14 protein-coding genes are annotated in these 16,733 nt (G+C 69.8%); 8 read left to right on the forward strand and 6 right to left on the reverse strand.

Annotation, left to right across the window (positions count from 1 at the left end):
• The first annotated feature begins 90 nt into the window (after positions 1-90).
• Positions 91-660, forward strand: a complete 570-nt coding sequence (locus AC1D2H_RS05160) for a glycine zipper 2TM domain-containing protein (protein WP_477927792.1) — start codon at positions 91-93, stop codon at positions 658-660.
• 45 nt (positions 661-705) lie between these two features.
• Positions 706-1,155 (forward strand): glycine zipper 2TM domain-containing protein, encoded by a 450-nt coding sequence (locus AC1D2H_RS05165; protein WP_477927794.1) that lies wholly within the window; start codon positions 706-708, stop codon positions 1,153-1,155.
• A gap of 4 nt (positions 1,156-1,159) precedes the next feature.
• Here AC1D2H_RS05165 and AC1D2H_RS05170 read toward each other — a convergent pair whose 3' ends face one another.
• The 6 genes from AC1D2H_RS05170 to AC1D2H_RS05195 are packed head-to-tail and all read right to left on the reverse strand — an operon-like array spanning position 1,160 to position 9,164.
• The gene (locus tag AC1D2H_RS05170; protein WP_478010139.1) at positions 1,160-3,505 is read right to left on the reverse strand and encodes a PAS domain-containing protein; all 2,346 of its coding nucleotides are present in this window, start codon (positions 3,503-3,505) and stop codon (positions 1,160-1,162) included.
• A gap of 12 nt (positions 3,506-3,517) precedes the next feature.
• Entirely contained in the window at positions 3,518-4,495 is a 978-nt protein-coding gene (locus AC1D2H_RS05175) for an ABC transporter substrate-binding protein (protein WP_478010140.1), read from the reverse strand.
• A gap of 7 nt (positions 4,496-4,502) precedes the next feature.
• Positions 4,503-5,477: an ABC transporter substrate-binding protein gene (locus AC1D2H_RS05180; protein WP_478010141.1), complete on the reverse strand. Its 975-nt coding sequence runs from the start codon at positions 5,475-5,477 to the stop codon at positions 4,503-4,505.
• Positions 5,478-5,479: 2 nt separating this feature from the next.
• Positions 5,480-6,994 (reverse strand): YifB family Mg chelatase-like AAA ATPase, encoded by a 1,515-nt coding sequence (locus AC1D2H_RS05185; RefSeq protein ID WP_478010142.1) that lies wholly within the window; start codon positions 6,992-6,994, stop codon positions 5,480-5,482.
• Positions 6,994-8,499, reverse strand: coding sequence for a S1 family peptidase (locus tag AC1D2H_RS05190; RefSeq protein WP_478010143.1), 1,506 nt, complete (start codon positions 8,497-8,499; stop codon positions 6,994-6,996). The genes AC1D2H_RS05185 and AC1D2H_RS05190 overlap by 1 nt, the downstream gene beginning before the upstream one ends.
• A complete protein-coding gene (locus tag AC1D2H_RS05195; protein ID WP_478010144.1) occupies positions 8,496-9,164 on the reverse strand; it encodes a hypothetical protein in 669 nt (222 codons plus the stop codon). Before AC1D2H_RS05195 ends, AC1D2H_RS05190 begins: the two co-directional genes overlap by 4 nt.
• A gap of 250 nt (positions 9,165-9,414) precedes the next feature.
• Here AC1D2H_RS05195 and AC1D2H_RS05200 point away from each other — a divergent pair, with 250 nt between their 5' ends.
• The 6 genes from AC1D2H_RS05200 to AC1D2H_RS05225 all read left to right on the forward strand — a co-directional run bounded on the left by AC1D2H_RS05200 (position 9,415) and on the right by AC1D2H_RS05225 (position 16,661).
• Positions 9,415-10,146: a TorF family putative porin gene (locus tag AC1D2H_RS05200; protein WP_477927807.1), complete on the forward strand. Its 732-nt coding sequence runs from the start codon at positions 9,415-9,417 to the stop codon at positions 10,144-10,146.
• A 15-nt stretch (positions 10,147-10,161) separates the two neighbouring features.
• Positions 10,162-10,500 (forward strand): P-II family nitrogen regulator, encoded by a 339-nt coding sequence (glnK, locus tag AC1D2H_RS05205; RefSeq protein WP_056192325.1) that lies wholly within the window; start codon positions 10,162-10,164, stop codon positions 10,498-10,500.
• A gap of 33 nt (positions 10,501-10,533) precedes the next feature.
• Complete coding sequence (amt, locus tag AC1D2H_RS05210; protein ID WP_478010145.1) at positions 10,534-12,066, forward strand: ammonium transporter; 1,533 nt, start codon at positions 10,534-10,536, stop codon at positions 12,064-12,066.
• 81 nt (positions 12,067-12,147) lie between these two features.
• Entirely contained in the window at positions 12,148-13,272 is a 1,125-nt protein-coding gene (locus AC1D2H_RS05215; RefSeq protein WP_477927810.1) for a GGDEF domain-containing protein, read from the forward strand.
• A gap of 55 nt (positions 13,273-13,327) precedes the next feature.
• Positions 13,328-14,593 carry a glutamate--cysteine ligase gene (gene gshA / locus AC1D2H_RS05220; RefSeq protein WP_477927812.1) on the forward strand — a complete coding sequence of 422 codons (1,266 nt, stop codon included), beginning with the start codon at positions 13,328-13,330 and terminating at the stop codon, positions 14,591-14,593.
• A gap of 61 nt (positions 14,594-14,654) precedes the next feature.
• Positions 14,655-16,661 (forward strand): M13 family metallopeptidase, encoded by a 2,007-nt coding sequence (locus tag AC1D2H_RS05225; protein ID WP_478010146.1) that lies wholly within the window; start codon positions 14,655-14,657, stop codon positions 16,659-16,661.
• Positions 16,662-16,733: the final 72 nt, after the last annotated feature.

The raw sequence follows: 16,733 nt of genomic DNA on the forward strand, positions 1-16,733 counted from the left end.
GACATCCCTAGGCCGAAGCGGCCTCGTCCTACAGGGCGGGCCGCCGGGGTTGGGCATCCTGCGGGTCATACCAACCACACCGGAGGCCCCATGTCGACCCCCACACATTCCGTCAAGTCCACCCAGATCGTCGCCGGCGTCGCCGTCGTGGCGGCACTGCTCGGCGGCGCCTATGCGGTGGGCAGGTCGCAGACCGTCAGCAGCGAGCCGATTGCCACGACGACGCAGCCGCAGACCAGCCCTGCGCCGCAGCGCCTGGCCAGCGCTGACCCGGTGCGCCAGGCCCAGCCGGCCCCGGTCGTTGAAACCCAGGCCCCGCCGGCGCTGTGCGACAGCTGTGGCCGCGTGACCGATGTGCATACCGAGGCCCGCAAGGGCAAGGGCAGTGGCGTGGGTGCCGTGGGCGGCGCCGTCGTCGGCGGCCTGCTGGGCAATATGGTGGGCGGCGGCAATGGCCGCAAGCTGGCCACCGTGGCGGGCGCCGTGGGTGGTGGCTATGCCGGCAACGAGATCGAGAAGAACCAGAAGACCCACAACGTCTGGATCGTGCAGGTGCGCGAGCGCGACGGCCGCCTGCGCCGCTTCGAGCGCAGCGCCGACCCCGGCCTGCGCGTCGGCGACGAGGTCCGCTTGACCGAGAACGGCTTCGTGCGCGCCTGAAGGCGCAACGAGGCGGCAAACAGGGCGGTTCCAAGGAGTGATGCAATGAAGTTGTTGATTGCCACCGCGGCCCTGGCCGCGACCCTTTCCGCCCCTGTGCGCGCCGATGACGGCCCGGCGCCGGTGCTGTCCATTCCAACCCAGGCCCAGCGCGACGCGCTCTGCAAGGGTTGCCTGTGGGTGCAGGAAATTCACACCGAAACCCGCGAGGGCAAGGGCAGCGGCCTGGGCGTGGTCGGCGGCGCCGTCATCGGCGGCCTGCTGGGCCACCAGATCGGCGGCGGCACGGGCAAGAAGCTGGCGACCGTCGGCGGTGCCGCGGCCGGCGGCTATGCCGGCAACGAGGTCGAGAAGAACGCCAAGAAGTCCACCGTCTGGGTCGCCCAGGTCGTCGACCGCAGCGGCCAGATGCGCCGCGTCGAGATGGGTGCCGACCCGATGCTGAGGGCCGGCGACATCGTGCGCGAGCGGGACGGCCAGCTCGTCCGACCCTGACGCACTAAGTCACGTGCATTCGCCATTGGTTGCGCCCCGCGCCCTTGGCGAGGTACAGCGCTTGGTCGGCCCGGCCGAGCAGTTCCTCGCCGCCGAGTTCGTCGCGCGGATGGATGGCGATGCCGATGCTGGTGCCGACCGACAACTCACCGGCTGAAGTCGCGAAGGGTCGGTTGATCGCCTCGATGATCTTGCCGGCCACGATCTCCGCCTCGGAAGCCGCGTGCAGGCCTTCCAGCACGACGACGAACTCGTCGCCCGCCAGCCGCCCGACGAAATCGGTGCTCCTGACCAGAGCCAGCAGCCGGCACGCGAACTCGCGCAGTACCTCGTCGCCGACGCCGTGGCCATGGTTGTCGTTGATGAGCTTGAACCTGTCGATGTCGAGGAAGAGCAGCGCGGTGAAGCTCTGCGCCCGGTGGGCGCGCTTGATCACGGCGGCCAATTGCTCGTTGAAGCTGTAGCGGTTGGGCAGGCCGGTGAGGGCATCGGTGCGGGCCAGTTCGGCGAGCCGGCGCTCGAGTTGGCGGCGCTCGGTCACGTCCGTGCTGAGGGCATAGAGGCCGCGAGTCGACCCGTCGGCGTCGACGTCGGGCAGGTAGAGGTTGTGCAGCGACCGTGAGACGCCGGCCGCCGTGGATTCGATGTGGAACTCGACCCGCTCGCCAGCGAGCGCTCGCGCAAGGGCCTCGCGGCGAGGCTCATAAAGCGCCGCCGGAACGGCTTCTGCCACCGTCTTGCCGATGTTGGCCCGGTGATCAAGCCCCGTCCATTTGCTGAAGGTCTCGTTCAGGAACAGCATGCGCTGGTCCTTGTCGATATAGGAAATCATCACCGGCAGGTTGTCGGCGATGTCGCGCAGCCGCTTCTCGCTTTCGGCCAGCCGCGCTTCGGCCTGGCGGCGTTCGGTGATGTCGAAGGAGACGGAATAGAAGCCCTGGATCCGGCCTTGCGCATCGAAGTCCGGCACGTACTTCTGGTCGAAGAAGCGCGTGCTGTCGCCGTGCTTCACGAAAGACTCGAACTGCTGGGGCTCGCCGCGCAGCACGCCCTCGATGTGAGGCCTGGCGATCTGCCAGACCGCGTCGCCGCGGATCTGCTGGAAGGTCAGGCCCATCAGCTCGCTCAAGGGCCGCCGCAGCACCTTCTCCGCGGCCAGGTTGCCGAAGTCCGCGCGCAGCGACTTGTCGAAATGCGAGACCACGGCCGGGATGTTGTCCGTGATGGCCTTGAGGCGGTGCTCCGAGGCCTGTACCGCCAGCTCGGCGGCCTTGCGTTCGGTGATGTCCATGGACACCGAATAGAAGCCGACGACGTCGCCCAGGGCGTCCCGCCGGGGCACATAGAGCTGCTGGAAATGGCGCTCCGCGTCACCGAGCATCTGGGAGCTGTCGAACTCGACCGCCTGGCCTCGCAGCACGGCCTCGATATGGGGGCGCAGCTGCCTGGCGCCGTCCTCGCCACGCACGTCGGCGATGTGCTTGCCGATGAGGGCGTCCGTCGTCACGTCGTAGACCCGCCCGACCGTCGCGTTGGCGAACACGATGCGGGCGTCGGCATCGAACTCTGTGATGAGCACGGGGATGTTGTCCGTGATCTCGCGCATGCGCCGCTCGGCCTCAAGCACTTCGTCGGTGCGGCGTTGCAGGGCCAGGGTCATGGCGTCGAAGCGGCGCTTGAGCGTGCCCAGTTCATCCTGGGTCGTGCTGCCGAACAGCGGCACCTGCTCGCCGCGTTCGAGAGCCTCCGCGGCCTCGGTCAGCCGTGCCAGTGGGCGCAGCACGCGGCGTACGCCGACGACCGCCAGGGCGGCCAGCAGCAGGCTGAAGCTGACGACCGCGGCCATGGTGACGTGCTCGTGCACGTCCTCCGCCTCGCCGCGCGCGTCGCCGGCATTGCGGGACCAGCGGAAGGCCGCGTCCGCCATGGCCTGGGTGTCGCCGAGCAGCAGCTCGAAGGCCTGGTCGCGGCGGCGGCGCTCGAAGTCGCTCGCCGGTGCGGCGGAGGTCTTCAGCGCCCGCTCGAAGAGCACCGGAAGGCGGGCTGCCGCGTCCTTCAGCAGCGCCAGCTCGGCCTCCGACGCCCCCTCGGGCTCCGCGCCTTCCAGCTCCCGGGCGATGTTGGCGTGCCAGCGCTTCCATTCCGACACCGAGAGCTCGTCGCGTTCGCGCTGGAAGACATAGGTCACCCCCACCAGGCCGGCGACGTCGCGTGCCACCTGCTCGGCGCGCTGCTGCTGGGCTTTCGCCCGGTCTTCCTGGCCGGTGGCCATCCCCATGGCGGTGATGGCCGACACGCCCACCAGCACGGCGGCTACGCCGGCAGCGATGAAGAGGGAACGGATCTTCATGGCGCCGGGGATTCAGCGGGCCAGGCCCACCGCGTTGGGCAGCACCGCGCGCAGCGGCCCCGCGTCGATCAGGTTGCGGTAGTCGACCGGCTTGCTGCCGCTCGCATAGCCCTCGCGCAAGGCCCAGTTCGCCTGCGACTGCAGCGTTCGCAACAGGGCCTCCTCCAGGGACAGCCCGACATGGGTGCGCTGCATAGCCCAGGCCGCGAAACTCGGCTCGACGCCCAGCCGGCTCACGAAGATCAATTCCGCCCGGCGCGGCTGGGCGCGGATGAATTCATTGGCCCGGTGCAGGGCCCTGAGGAAGCGCTCGATGTCGGCCCGCCTCGTCCTCAGGGCGCTGTTTTGCGCCACCAGGTTGAACGTCTGCTTGTAGTCCCCGGACTCGCTGAGCACGACGCCGTCCACGCGCGGGCTGTGGGCGGCCGCATAGGCAAAGGGCTGAAAGACTGCGACCGCGTCCACCTGGCCGGCAGCCAGGGTGTCCAGCGCAGCCTCAGGCTGTATGGCGACCTGGACGATGCCTTTCGGATCGACGTTGCTATTGAGCAGGAAGGTGTCCAGGAAGTATTGCGCCGAGGTGCCCTTGACGACGCCGACGCGCTTGCCCACGAGGTCCCCCGCGGCCTTGATGCCGGCCGCGCGGCGCGCCACCAGCTCGACGTCGCTGGACGTGCTGGAGAAGGTGGCGATGATGGAGAAGTCGGTGCGCTCGAAGGACTCGAAGGCGATGGCGGTTTCCGCGGCCGTGCCGAGGTCGGCCTGGCCCTCGGCCATCAGCTTGAGGCAGCGGCGGCCGCTGGGGGCTTCGATGGTCTTGACGGTCAGGCCTTCGGCCTCGAACAGGCCTTCGGCCAGGGCCACGAAAACCGGCAGCGAATGCGGCGACCGCGACACCGCGATGGTCAACGGTGCCGCAGCCGCCGTGCCCATCAGCCCGGCTGCGACCAGCATCAGCAACCAAAGCAACTTCGAGAAGTGGGAGTGCATGTGGGCCTCACCGGGTCAAGGTGACCGCGCTCGGGGCGAGCGACTGCAGCGGGCGCGCGTCGATCAGCTGCTGCAGGGACGGGGCCGGCTCCATCGGCTTGCCGTCCTGGCCCAGCTGCCAGCGGATCTGGCTGAGCATGGTCGTCGGCAGCGAGGTGTGCAAGGCGACGCGGTAGTCCTGCTCGGCCATCAGGCGCTGCGCGACGGGCGCGGCGACCTTGAGGCTGGCCGCGAGGATGGCTTGTGCATCGGCCGGCGAATCCGCGATGAAGCGCTGGGCGCGCAGCAGCGCGCGCAGCATCTTCTCGAAGCGCGGCCTGTCCCTTTCGATGGCCCGTGCCTGCGCGACGATGCAGAAGTGCTGGGTGTAGACATGGGCCGAGGGCAGGCGGACCGCGTCGTCGCCGAGCTTGTCCTCGATGCGGCCGGCCTCGGGCTCCCAGACGACGGCGGCGGCGGCCTTGCCATGCTGCACGAGGTCGCCCAGCGCACCGGGCTCGGCGAAGCTCAGCTTGACGCGCTCGGGGTCGATGCCCTGGTAGGTGAGCCAGCGGTCGAGGAAGTACTCGGCCGACGTGCCGGCCACCGTGGCAATGCGCTTGCCGGCCATGTCGGAGCCCTGGCGCACGCCCGCGCGGCGGCTGGCGATGAGCTTGAGCTGGGCCGTGGACTCGCCGATGGACGCGAGGATGGCGACCGCGGGCGTCTGCGCGGCGGTCATCGCGACGGCAAACTCGGCGCTCGCGGCGACATCGGCCGCGCCCGAGCGCAGCGCGGCCAGGCAGGCCCTGCCGCTGCTGCAGGGGATGCGCACCACGTCCAGGCCTTCGTCCTGGAACAGGCGCTTGTCTATGGCCACCAGCAGCGGCAGCGACACCGGGCCGCTGGGCATGGCAATGCTGATGGGCGCGGCCTGCGAAGGTGCCGCCAGCGCTGCCAGCAGCGCGGCGGCCAGGCCCAGGGCTCGCGAGACGGCGCGCATGGTCAGGCCGCCTGGCCGGGCAGGCCGCGGCGCAACTGGATGGCCTCGGCGACATGGGTGCTGCCTATCGACGCCGCCGCGGCCAGGTCGGCCACCGTGCGGGCCACGCGAAGCACCCGGTGAAAGCCGCGTGCCGACCAGCCCAGGCGCTCGGCCGAACGCTCCAGCAAGGCCTTGGCCGCGGGCTCCAGCACCGCATGTTCGGTCAGGTCCTGGGCCTGCAACTGGGCGTTGGCCATGCCCTGGCGGGCGACGGCCCGCTCGCGTGCCGCCGACACGCGCTCCGCGACGACGGCGCTGGACTCGCCCGGTGCCAGGTCCTGCAGCTCGCGCGGCGGGATGGCGGGCACTTCGATGAGCAGGTCAAGCCTATCGAGGAAGGGGCCGCTGAGCCTTCCCTGATAACGCGAGACCTGGTCGGGCGTGCAGCGGCAGGCCTTCAGGGGGCTGCCCAGATGACCACAGGGGCAGGGGTTCATCGCGGCGACGAGCTGGAAGCGGGCCGGGAACTCGGCCTGGCGCGCGGCGCGGGAGATCAGGATGCGGCCGGTCTCGAGCGGCTCGCGCAGGGCTTCCAGCGCAGCGCGCGGGAACTCGGGCAGTTCATCGAGGAAGAGCACGCCATGCTGGGCCAGCGAGATCTCGCCGGGCCGGGGCGGGGAGCCACCGCCCACCAGGGCCACGCTCGAGGCCGAGTGATGGGGTGAGCGCAGCGGCCGCTGGCCCCAGCGGGCGATGTCGAACTGGCCGGCCAGGCTGAGCACCGCGGCGGACTCGAGGGCGGCCTCGTCGTCCAGCGCGGGCAGCAGCCCGGCCAGGCGCTGGGCGAGCATGGACTTGCCCGTGCCCGGCGGGCCCACCATCAGCAGGCTGTGGCCGCCGGCCGCGGCGATCTCCAGCGCCCGCTTGGGGCCGGCCTGGCCCTTGATGTCGGCGATATCGGGCAGGCCGCGGGCGGCCTCGCGGGGCAGGGCGGTGGCGCGCGGCAGGGCGTCGCCGTCGGGCTGCAGGGCGGCGACGACATCGAGCAGATGACCAGCCTGCCTCACCACCAGGCCGTCGACCAGGGCCGCTTCGGCGGCGCTGGCCTCGGGCAGCAGCAGCTCGCGCCCGCTGCCGTCCTGGCGCATCGCCAGGGCCATGGCCAGGGCACCGCGCACGGCGCGCAGTTCGCCGGCCAGCGACAGCTCGCCCGCGCATTCGAAGCGCGCCAGCCTGGCGGCATCGATCTGGCCGTTCGCCGCCAGCAGGCCCAGCGCCATCGGCAAATCAAACCGGCCACCCTCCTTGGGCAGGTCGGCGGGTGCGAGGTTGACGGTGATGCGCTTGTTGGCCGGGAAGGACAGGCCGCTGTTCTGCAGCGCCGCCCTGACGCGCTCGCGCGCCTCCTTGACTTCGGTGTCCGCCAAGCCGACGACGGTGAACGACGGCAGGCCGTTGGCCAGGTGGACTTCCACCGTGACCGGCGCGGCGGCGAGGCCATCGAGGGCGCGGCTGTGGACGGTGGCGAGGGACATCAATAGCTGGGGAAGGTGGAGAGCTGGGTGGCCAGGACGAAGCGGGTCCAGGCGCGGCGATTGCGGAAGGCGTCGGCGCAGCCCGGGTATTGCGGGTTGAGCGTACAGGCTTGCCAGCGCGGATCGACCTGCTGGTTGAGGGTCGCCACGCCCAGGAAGATGCCCGAGCGTGCCACCAGGGTCTCGAAGGCATGACCCTGGGGCACCTGGTCGCCGTAGAACTGCGGCGCGCGCTTGAACAGCGACAAGGCCTTGCGGGCGAAGATGAGGCCGCCGTCGTGCATCTGCGAGCCCGGCATGGCCTGGCCGGTCACGGGATTCATCGCCATCGTCGTCAGTGTCGTGTCGAACTGGCTGGCGACGAAGCGCGGCATGCGCGGCGTCTGGATGGCGCTCTCGAACTCCAGCATGCGCGCGGTCGCATCCTGGTTGGTGAGGGCCAGCGCGGCCCAGACGAGTTGCTGCAGATTGCCGTCACCCGAGCGTGCCGCGCAGGCGCTGCCTTCCTGCTGCAGCGTGGCTTCGGCCGGCACCAGGGCGGTCGCGCCGCTGGGCGCGTGGACCCAGACGCGGAACTGCTCGCCGGCGAGCGTCGCGATGCTGTCGCCCGAGATGCTGATCAGGTAGATGACGCGCTGCATGTCGTCGGCGCTGCGCATCAGGTCGCTCAAGGTGCGCAGGCCCGAGTCGCTGAACTCCAGCGCGCCGCAACGCAGCTTGCGCCCCTGCTGGCGCGCCGCGAGCAGGGCCGACAGATCCGGCAGCGAGTAATAGGTGCTCGCCACCTTCACGGCGCGGTCGGTCGGTTCCGTCGAGTCCAGCAGGCGGCGCACGCCGTCACCCGGCCAGCCCCAGCTCGCCGGCGCCGCGCCGGCCTTCAGGCCACCGGCGACGACGCCGATGACCTCGCCGCTGGCATTGACGATGGGCCCACCGCTCATGCCCGGCTGCAGCGCGACGTTGAAGCGCAGCACCTCGCGCTCGGTGGCGATGGGGCTGCCGCTGTTGCGCAATTCGTCGGCAGCGGCCGGCGGCAGGATGTCGGTCAGCCGCGTGGCGCCGGTCGAGAAGCGCACCTCCTGGTCGCCCGCCGTCGGCATGCCCAGGGCATAGCCGAAGCCGAAGAAGATCTGGTCACGCGATGGGGCCAGGGTAGACATGCGCAGCGTCGGCACGCTGGGCGGCGCGTCGATCTGCAGCAGGCTGAGGTCGCCGGCGGCCAGCACCCGCACGATGCGGGCTTCGCGCCGCTTCGGTGCGGGCGGCTTGACGGCCTCGTAGCTGACCTGCACCGTGCGGCAGCCCCCCACGACGTGGTGGGCCGTGACGATGCGCCCCGGGGTTTCCAGGGCAAAGCCGCTGCCGCTGCGCGAGACGCCGTCGGCGCAGTCGCTGGCCGTCACCTGCACCAGGGTGCGCAGCACCTGCTGGCGAGTCTCGAAGCTGGGCGCCTGGGCCCAGACCGTGCCGGCGCCCAGCAGCGCGAGCGCGGCAAGGGCCTTCATGACGAGCACAGATACAGCGGCGCCGCCCGCAGCGCGGCGGCCCGTTCGGCCTCGGGCAGGGCCTGGATGGCGCGGCCGGCGCGTTGGGCCGCGTCGCCGCCGCTCTTCAGATGCAGCAGCACGTCGCTGGCCGCAGCGTTTTCGCCGACAAGGCGGCGCAAGGGGCCGCAGAAGCTGGCCGGTTCGGCATAGAGCAGGGGCAGGCCGGCCGCGACGGCCAGCTTGGCAGCCTCGCCGTCCTTGCCGGCCGCCTGGGTGCCCGCTGGCAGCAGGCCGTAGCGCAGGAAGCGCAGCATCTGCTTCTGTTCGGCGGGGTCGGTGATCTCGATCTCGACCAGTTGGCGGCGCAACTCGGCCACATCGGGCGCCAGCCAGCGGGTACGCAGCTGCAGGCCCAGCAGCACCGCGACGACGGCGGCCAGCCCGAAGGCGGTCAGCCGGTGCGCGCCCGTGCGCGACAGCCCCAGGGGCAGTTTGTCCGACAGGCCGAACATGGCCGCCAGCAGGGCGACCAGCCCGGTGACGACGGCCGACACGACAGGCTCGGCCGACAGGCCCACCAGCAGCCCCAGCAGCAGACCGAGAGCGCCTCCGGCGGCCCAGTCGATGGCCGTCGGCGCCGGGTTCGGCGCGGCAGCGGGCGGGGCGGCGGACGTCTCCGGCATCGGGGGGGCTCCCAGGGTGGCAGGCCAGTCTAGCCGCCGGTCTGGGGCGAGTCGGCCCGGGGCTTCTCCCAAGAATGCACCATCCAGGTGCTGTGATGATGAGGCGTCGTTCCAGTTTGGTGCGAATGCCTGAGTTGAGGGCGCCCTCCGCCCAGATCCGTGCGGCGTGACAAGGCGTGACGCTTGGCACGGAAGCTGCAAATACCCCGCCGGACCGTATCCCACCCACTATTGACTCAGGAGCTCCGCCATGAAGTTGTCCCCTTCGCTGATCGCACTCGCGCTGTCCGCGGTCGCCCTGCCCGCGTTCGCCGATGAACCGGCGCCGGACCCGCTGTCGTTCAATGTCGGCGCTGTCAGCGAATATCGCTACCGCGGCATCTCTCAGTCGCGCCTGAAGCCGGCCCTGCAAGGCGGCCTGGATTACGCCTCGCCGAGCGGTTTCTACGTCGGCGCCTGGGCGTCGACGATCAAGTGGATCAAGGACGCGGGTGGTGACGGCCAGGTCGAGATTGACCTGTACGGTGGCTACAAGGCCGAAGTCGCCAAGGGCCTGACGCTGGACCTCGGCGTGCTGCAGTACTACTACCCCAGCAACAAGCTGCCCACCAGTGCCAACACCTTCGAAATCTACGGCGCACTCAGCTACGGCCCCGTGACGGCGAAGTACTCCAACACCAACAGCACCAACCTGTTCGGCGTGCCGGGCACCAAGTACAGCGGCTACTTCGACGTGTCGGCCAATTTCGACCTGGGCGATGGCATGACGCTGACGCCGCACATCGGCCATCAGACGATGCGCCACGTACCCGCCGGCTCCTACTCCGACTACTCGCTGACGTTGGCCAAGGATTTCTCCGGCCTGGTATTGAGTGGCGCCGTGATCGGCACCGATGCCGACAAGAGCTTCTACGCCAGTCCCGCCAACGGCAAGTTCATGGGCAAGACCTCGCTGGTCGTCGGCCTGAAGAAGACCTTCTGATTACTGGAGAGCGACATGAAATTGATCACTGCCGTCATCAAGCCCTTCAAGCTCGACGAGGTGCGTGAGGCCCTGAGCGCCATCGGCGTGCAGGGGCTGACGGTCACCGAGGTCAAGGGCTTCGGCCGCCAGAAGGGCCACACCGAGCTGTACCGCGGCGCCGAGTACGTCGTCGACTTCCTGCCCAAGGTCAAGATCGAAGCCGCCGTCAACGACGACGTCGTCGAGCGCGTCATCGAGGCCATCGAGTCCTCGGCCCGCACCGGCAAGATCGGCGACGGCAAGATTTTCGTGTCGCCGCTGGATCAGGTCGTCCGCATCCGCACCGGCGAAACCGGCAACGACGCGCTCTGACGCGTCCATAACAACCTGTTGGAGATCCCTCAAATGAAGAAACTCCTTGCCGGTCTCGCGCTTGCCGCCGGCCTGCTTGCGCCGGCCGCCTGGGCCCAGGACCCGGCCTCGGCGCCCGCCTCTGCCGTGGCCGCTGCCGCAACCGTCGCCGCTCCGGCGGCTTCCGCGGCTGACGCTGCCGCTTCCGCGCCCGCCGAAGCGGCCTCCGCGCCGGCCCCGGTGCCCAACAAGGGCGACACCGCCTGGATGATGCTGTCCACGCTGCTCGTCATCCTGATGACGGTGCCCGGCCTCGCGCTGTTCTACGGCGGCCTGGTGCGCAGCAAGAACATGCTGTCGGTGCTGATGCAGGTCATGGTCGGCTTCTCGCTGATCGTCGTGCTGTGGTTCCTCTATGGCTACAGCTTCGCGTTCACCGAGGGCGGTGCCAGCACGGGCAAGTTCATCGGCGGCACGGACCGACTCTTCATGAAGGGCATCTGGGACAACGTGGCCGGCACCTTCGCCACCGGCGCCACCTTCAGCAAGGGTGTGCCGATGTACGAGATGGTGTTCGCCGCCTTCCAGGCCACCTTCGCCGGCATCACCGCCTGCCTGATCATTGGCGCCTTCGCCGAGCGCATCAAGTTCTCGGCCGTGCTCGCCTTCCTGACACTGTGGTTCACGTTCAGCTACCTGCCGATCGCCCACATGGTCTGGTTCTGGATGGGCCCGGATGCCTACGCCGCCAAGGAAGTCGTTGACGCGATGAACGCCAAGGCCGGCATGCTCTGGCAGTGGGGCGCGCTGGACTTCGCCGGCGGTACCGTCGTGCACATCAACGCCGCCGTCGCTGGCCTGGTGGGTGCCTACATGGTCGGCAAGCGCGTCGGCTACGGCAAGGAGCAGTTCACGCCTCACAGCCTGACGCTGACCATGGTCGGTGCCTCGCTGCTGTGGGTGGGCTGGTTCGGCTTCAACGCCGGCTCCGCGCTGGAAGCCAACGGCTTCGCCGCCCTGGCCTTCATCAACACCTTCGGCGCCACGGCCGCTGCCGTGCTGGCCTGGTGCGTGGGTGAAGCGCTGCTCAAGGGCAAGGCCTCGATGCTGGGTGCTGCTTCGGGTGCCGTCGCCGGCCTCGTCGCCATCACCCCCGCTGCCGGCAACGTCGGCATCGGTGGCGCCCTGGTCATCGGCATCGTCGCCGGCTTCGCCTGCCTGTGGGGTGTGTCCGGCCTGAAGAAGCTGCTGCGTGCCGACGACTCGCTGGACGTCTTCGGCGTCCACGGCATCGGCGGTATCGTCGGCGCCCTGCTGACCGGCGTGTTCGCTTCGCCCAACCTCGGCGGCCCGAGCGCCATGGGCGACTGGGTCACCGCGACCATGGTCACGCCGGCCGACTTCTCCATCGCCGGCCAGGTCTGGATCCAGACCAAGGCAGTGATCGTGACCATCCTCTGGTCGGGCGTCGTCTCCATCGTGGCCTTCAAGCTGGTGGATCTGACCATCGGCCTGCGCGTCACGGAAGAGGAAGAGCGCGAAGGCCTGGACATCTCGTCGCACGGCGAGACCGCGTATCACAAGTGATCCACTGCAGCCGCAGTGCCGAGCCGCCCTTCGGGGCGGCTTTTTTATTGGCGCGCTGACCGCCCGTTATGCTGACCCGCCATGGATGTGATCACCCTCCTCGGGGCGGTGCTGGTCAATGCGCTGCTGATGAGCCTGGCGCTGGCCGTCGGCGTCGGCCTGCGCACGCGCAGCGGCCTGCAGGCCTGGCAGTTCATGCTGCTCGGCCAGGCCCTGGGCTTCGGCCTGTTGATCGGCGCCACCCTCGGCGCGCCGCGCCTGCTGGCGACATTGGGGGTCATGGCGCTGAGCGGCTCGGCCTCGGCCACCGTGATCACGGCCTGCCGCTTCCTCGGGCTGACGGCGCGACGCGGCTGGCTGCTGGGGGCGCCGCTGGGCCTGGGCGTCGTGCACGCCCTCGTCTTCGGCGATCTGGGCGTTGCCACCGGCGTGACCAACCTGACCATAGGCGCCCAGATCATCTGGGCCAGCGTGCTGCTGCTGCGCGGCGCTGCCGGCGTGCGCTGGCGCTGGCTGTGCGGCGGCGCGGCGCTGGCCAATGGCGTCATGACGCTGGCGCGCGGCTGCCTGGTGCTGGGCTGGCCCGAGATCTACCCGCGCTTCCTGACCCCCAATCCCCTCAACATCGGTTCGATGATGCTGCTCAATGCCAGCCTGGTGCTGGGCACCATGGGCTTCCTGCTGGCCCACCGCGACGCGGCCGAGCAGGCGCTGGTGAGGCTGGCGTCGCTGGACACCCTGACCGGCCTGCTGAACCGCCGCGAATGGATGAGCCGGGCCGCCAGCGCCCTGGGCGGCGGCGGCCAGTCCAGCGTGCTGCTGATGCTGGACCTGGACCACTTCAAGCGCATCAACGACGAGCGCGGCCATCCGGTCGGCGACGAGGTGCTCAAGCTGACCGGCGAGGTGCTGCGCGGCGAACTGCGTGCCAGCGACCTGGTGGGCCGCTACGGCGGCGAGGAGTTCTGCCTGCTGGTGCGCCAATGCGACGCCGAGGCCTTCGGGCGGCTGGACAGCCGCCTGCACCAGGCGCTGCGGCGGCGCTGCGAAGCCAGCCTGGGCTTCATCGCCGACTTCAGCGCCGGCGCCGTCCGCGTGCAGGCCGGCGAGACGCTGGCGGCCGCCATCAAGCGGGCCGATGATCAGCTCTACCGCGCCAAGCACGCCGGCCGGGGCCGGACCGCCTGCGCCGACGGCGTCTTGTGATTCAACCGGTCGTCCCCATGTGGGCCGACCCTCCCGAGTTTGAGATCATTCGGCCATGGTTCCCCATCTGATCACCGCCCTGAACGGCCCCATCAACGAGCTGGAGGCCCGCATCCTGGAATCCATGCCGGCCACCGAACGCTGGTTCAGGCTGGAATGGATGGAGCACACGCCGACCTTCTACGCCTCGGTGGACCTGCGCAACGCCGGCTTCAAGCTGGCGCCGGTCGACACCAACCTGTTCCCCGGCGGCTTCAACCACCTCACGCCGCAGATGCTGCCGCAGGCCGTGCAGGCAGCCATGGCGGCCATCGAGAAGATCTGCCCCGAGGCGCGCAACCTGCTGGTCATCCCCGAGACCGGTGCACGCTGCAGCTTCTACCTGGACAACCTCGCCACCCTGGCGCGCATCTTCACGCAGGCTGGTCTGAACGTGCGCTTCGGCACGCTGGACACCAGCGTCACCGAACCGACGGAACTCAGGATCGCCAATGGCGGCAGCATCACCGTCGAGCCGCTGGTGCGCAAGCGCGGCCGCCTGATGCTCAAGGGCTTCGACCCCTGCACCATCCTGCTCAACAACGACCTCTCCGCCGGCACGCCGCCGCAGCTGATGGGCCTGCACGAGCAATACCTGCTGCCACCGCTGCACGCCGGCTGGACGGTGCGGCGCAAGAGCCAGCATTTCCGCGCCTACGAGGAAGTCGCCAAGCGCTTCGGCAAGCTGCTGGGCATGGACCCCTGGCTCATCACGCCGATGTTCACGAGCGTCGACCTGCACGGCAAGAAGGGCCTGGAGGCGCTGCAGACGGCCGCCGACGCCCAGCTCACCAAGGTGCGCCGCAAGTACAAGGAATACGGCATCAACGAGAAGCCCTTCGTCATCATCAAGAGCGACGTCGGCAGCTATGGCCGTGGTGTCCTGACGGTGCGCGACGCCAAGGACATCGAGACCCTGGCTTCGGCGCTGCCCGACAACCTCGGCCAGGAAGTCATCGTGCAGGAGGGTGTGCCCACCCACGAGCGCGTGCACGAGGCCGTGGCCGAGCCGGTCGTCTACATGATGGACCGCTACGTGGTGGGCGGTTACTACCGCGTGCATGCCCACCGCGGCATCGACGAGAACCTCAACGCCCCCGGCGCCAGCTATGTGCCGCTGGCCTTCGCCGAATCGCCCCATCTGCCCCGGCCCGGCGAAAAGCCCGGCGCCAGTGCGCCCAATCGCTTCTATATGTACGGCGTCATCGGCCGGCTGGCCATGCTGGCGGCCAGCTACGAGCTGGAAGCGACCGATCCGCAGGCGGAAGCGGAAGCGGCCTGAACTTTCGGCAGGGCGGCCGCCTTGGCCTAGGCTGCGAGGTTTCGAGCTTCGCAGCCCCATGATGAAAATGCCCCGCCTGGCCGCCCTGGCCCTGCTGCTGTCCGTTGCTGGCCTGGCCGGCGCCGCCCCACATTCCGGCCTCGATCTCGCCGGCATCGACCGCGCCACGCGCCCGCAGGACGACCTGTTCCGCGCCGGCAACGGCCACTGGCTGGCCACCACCGAGATCCCGGCCGACAAGTCCTCCTTCGGCATGGTGGCCCAGTTGCGCGACCTGTCCGACCAGCGCGTGCGCGCCCTCGTCGAAGGCCTGGCCAAGGCCAAACCCGGCTCGGCCGAGCACAAGATCGGCGCCTACTACGCCAGCTTCATGGACACGGCGGCCATCGACCGCGCTGGCCTCGCGCCGATGCAGCCGCTGCTGGATGGCATCGCCGCGCTGCAGACCCGCGAGCAGCTCGCCGCCTGGCTGGGCCGCCAGGTCGGTGTCATCGACATGCCGGTGGTGCTGAGCGTCGAGGCCGATTTCAAGCAGCCCGGCATCAACCGCGTCATTGCCAACCAGGGCGGCCTGGGCCTGCCCAACCGCGACTACTACCTGAAGGACGACGCCCGTTTCGCGAAGGCGCGCGCGGACTACCAGACCTACCTGGAAGCGCTGGCCCGCGCCGCCGGCCAGGCCAATCCCACTGACGCGGCCCGGCGCGTGCTCGCACTGGAGCGCCAGCTGGCCGAGGCCCAGTGGGCGGCCGAAGAAAACCGCGACCCGCAGAAGATCTACAACGCCATGACGCCGGCCGAGCTGGCGAGCCGGGCTCCCGGCCTGGATTGGGCCGGCCTGCTCGCGGCGGCCCAGCTTCCGGCTCAGGACAAGCTCATCATTTCCCAGCCCAGCTATGTGACGGCCGCGGCCAGGTTGCTGGCCGAAGCGCCGCTGGACGATGTGCGGCTCTACCTGACGATGCGCGTGCTGGACGGCCATGCCGACGTGCTGCCGCTAGCCCTGCGTGAAGCGCGCTTCGCCTTCCGCGGCACCGCGCTCAGCGGCGCCAGCAGCGAGCAGCCGCGCTGGCAGCAGGCCGTGGCCGACCTGAACCAGGCCCTGGGCGAGTCCGTCGGCGAGGCCTATGTGAAGCGCAACTTCCAGGCTGCCGACAAGGCGCGCATGCTCAAGCTCGTCAACAACCTGCTGGCGGCCTATGGCGAGTCCATCGATGGCCTGGCCTGGATGACACCGCCCACCAAGGCCAAGGCGCGGGACAAGCTGTCCAAATACCTCGTCAAGATCGGCTATCCCGACGTCTGGCGCAGCTATGCCGCCCTGGAGGTGAAGGCCGGCGACCCGGCCGGCAACCGCCAGCGCGCGGCGCGCTTCGAATGGCTGCGTCAGGCCGCCCACGCAGGCAAGCCGGTCGACAAGCGCGAATGGGGCATGACGCCGCAGACCGTCAACGCCTACTACAACCCCAGCTTCAACGAGATCGTCTTCCCGGCCGCCGTGCTGCAGCCGCCGCTCTACAACACCCGGGCCGACGATGCGGTGAACTACGGCGCCATCGGTGCCGTCATCGGCCATGAGATCAGCCACGGCTTCGACGACGAGGGCAGCCAGTTCGACGGCGACGGGGCGCTGGCCAACTGGTGGACGGATGCCGACCGCCAGGCCTTCGAGAAGGTCGGCGAGCGGCTGGTGGCCCAGTACGAGGCCTACGAGCCCATCCCCGGCAAGCATGTGAACGGCAAGCTGACGCTGGGCGAGAACATCGCCGACCTGTCCGGCCTGCAGATCGCCTACAAGGCCTATTTGCGGTCGCTCGGCGGCAAGCCGGCGCCCGTCATCGACGGCCTCACCGGCCCGCAGCGCTTCTTCATGGGCTGGTCTCAGGCCTGGCGCGAGAAGATGCGCGAGCCGCGCCGCCTGCAGCAGCTGACGGCCGACCCGCATTCGCCGGCGGAATTCCGCGCCAATGGCGCCGCCGTCAACCACGACGGCTTCCACGAGGCCTTCAAGACCCAGGCCGGTGACAGGATGTTCAAGCCCGCCGCGGACCGCATCCGCATCTGGTGAGGCGGCCTTCCTCGTCGCCAGGGCCCGCGTCTACGCCTGCCCCCGGGTAGGCGTCAACCCGGGCTTGTGTGG

It is taken from the genome of Roseateles sp. P1_C1_2, from assembly GCF_056406535.1.

Excerpts from the sequence above, each read along its gene's own strand:
- AC1D2H_RS05185 (WP_478010142.1), bottom strand. The coding sequence starts at position 6,994 with ATGTCCCTCGCCACCGTCCACAGCCGCGCCCTCGATGGCCTCGCCGCC.
- glnK (WP_056192325.1), top strand. The coding sequence starts at position 10,162 with ATGAAATTGATCACTGCCGTCATCAAGCCCTTCAAGCTCGACGAGGTG.
- AC1D2H_RS05190 (WP_478010143.1), bottom strand. The coding sequence starts at position 8,499 with ATGAAGGCCCTTGCCGCGCTCGCGCTGCTGGGCGCCGGCACGGTCTGG.
- AC1D2H_RS05170 (WP_478010139.1), bottom strand. The coding sequence starts at position 3,505 with ATGAAGATCCGTTCCCTCTTCATCGCTGCCGGCGTAGCCGCCGTGCTG.
- AC1D2H_RS05200 (WP_477927807.1), top strand. The coding sequence starts at position 9,415 with ATGAAGTTGTCCCCTTCGCTGATCGCACTCGCGCTGTCCGCGGTCGCC.
- AC1D2H_RS05175 (WP_478010140.1), bottom strand. The coding sequence starts at position 4,495 with ATGCACTCCCACTTCTCGAAGTTGCTTTGGTTGCTGATGCTGGTCGCA.
- AC1D2H_RS05225 (WP_478010146.1), top strand. The coding sequence starts at position 14,655 with ATGAAAATGCCCCGCCTGGCCGCCCTGGCCCTGCTGCTGTCCGTTGCT.
- AC1D2H_RS05180 (WP_478010141.1), bottom strand. The coding sequence starts at position 5,477 with ATGCGCGCCGTCTCGCGAGCCCTGGGCCTGGCCGCCGCGCTGCTGGCA.
- gshA (WP_477927812.1), top strand. The coding sequence starts at position 13,328 with ATGGTTCCCCATCTGATCACCGCCCTGAACGGCCCCATCAACGAGCTG.
- AC1D2H_RS05160 (WP_477927792.1), top strand. The coding sequence starts at position 91 with ATGTCGACCCCCACACATTCCGTCAAGTCCACCCAGATCGTCGCCGGC.
- AC1D2H_RS05165 (WP_477927794.1), top strand. The coding sequence starts at position 706 with ATGAAGTTGTTGATTGCCACCGCGGCCCTGGCCGCGACCCTTTCCGCC.
- AC1D2H_RS05215 (WP_477927810.1), top strand. The coding sequence starts at position 12,148 with ATGGATGTGATCACCCTCCTCGGGGCGGTGCTGGTCAATGCGCTGCTG.
- AC1D2H_RS05195 (WP_478010144.1), bottom strand. The coding sequence starts at position 9,164 with ATGCCGGAGACGTCCGCCGCCCCGCCCGCTGCCGCGCCGAACCCGGCG.
- amt (WP_478010145.1), top strand. The coding sequence starts at position 10,534 with ATGAAGAAACTCCTTGCCGGTCTCGCGCTTGCCGCCGGCCTGCTTGCG.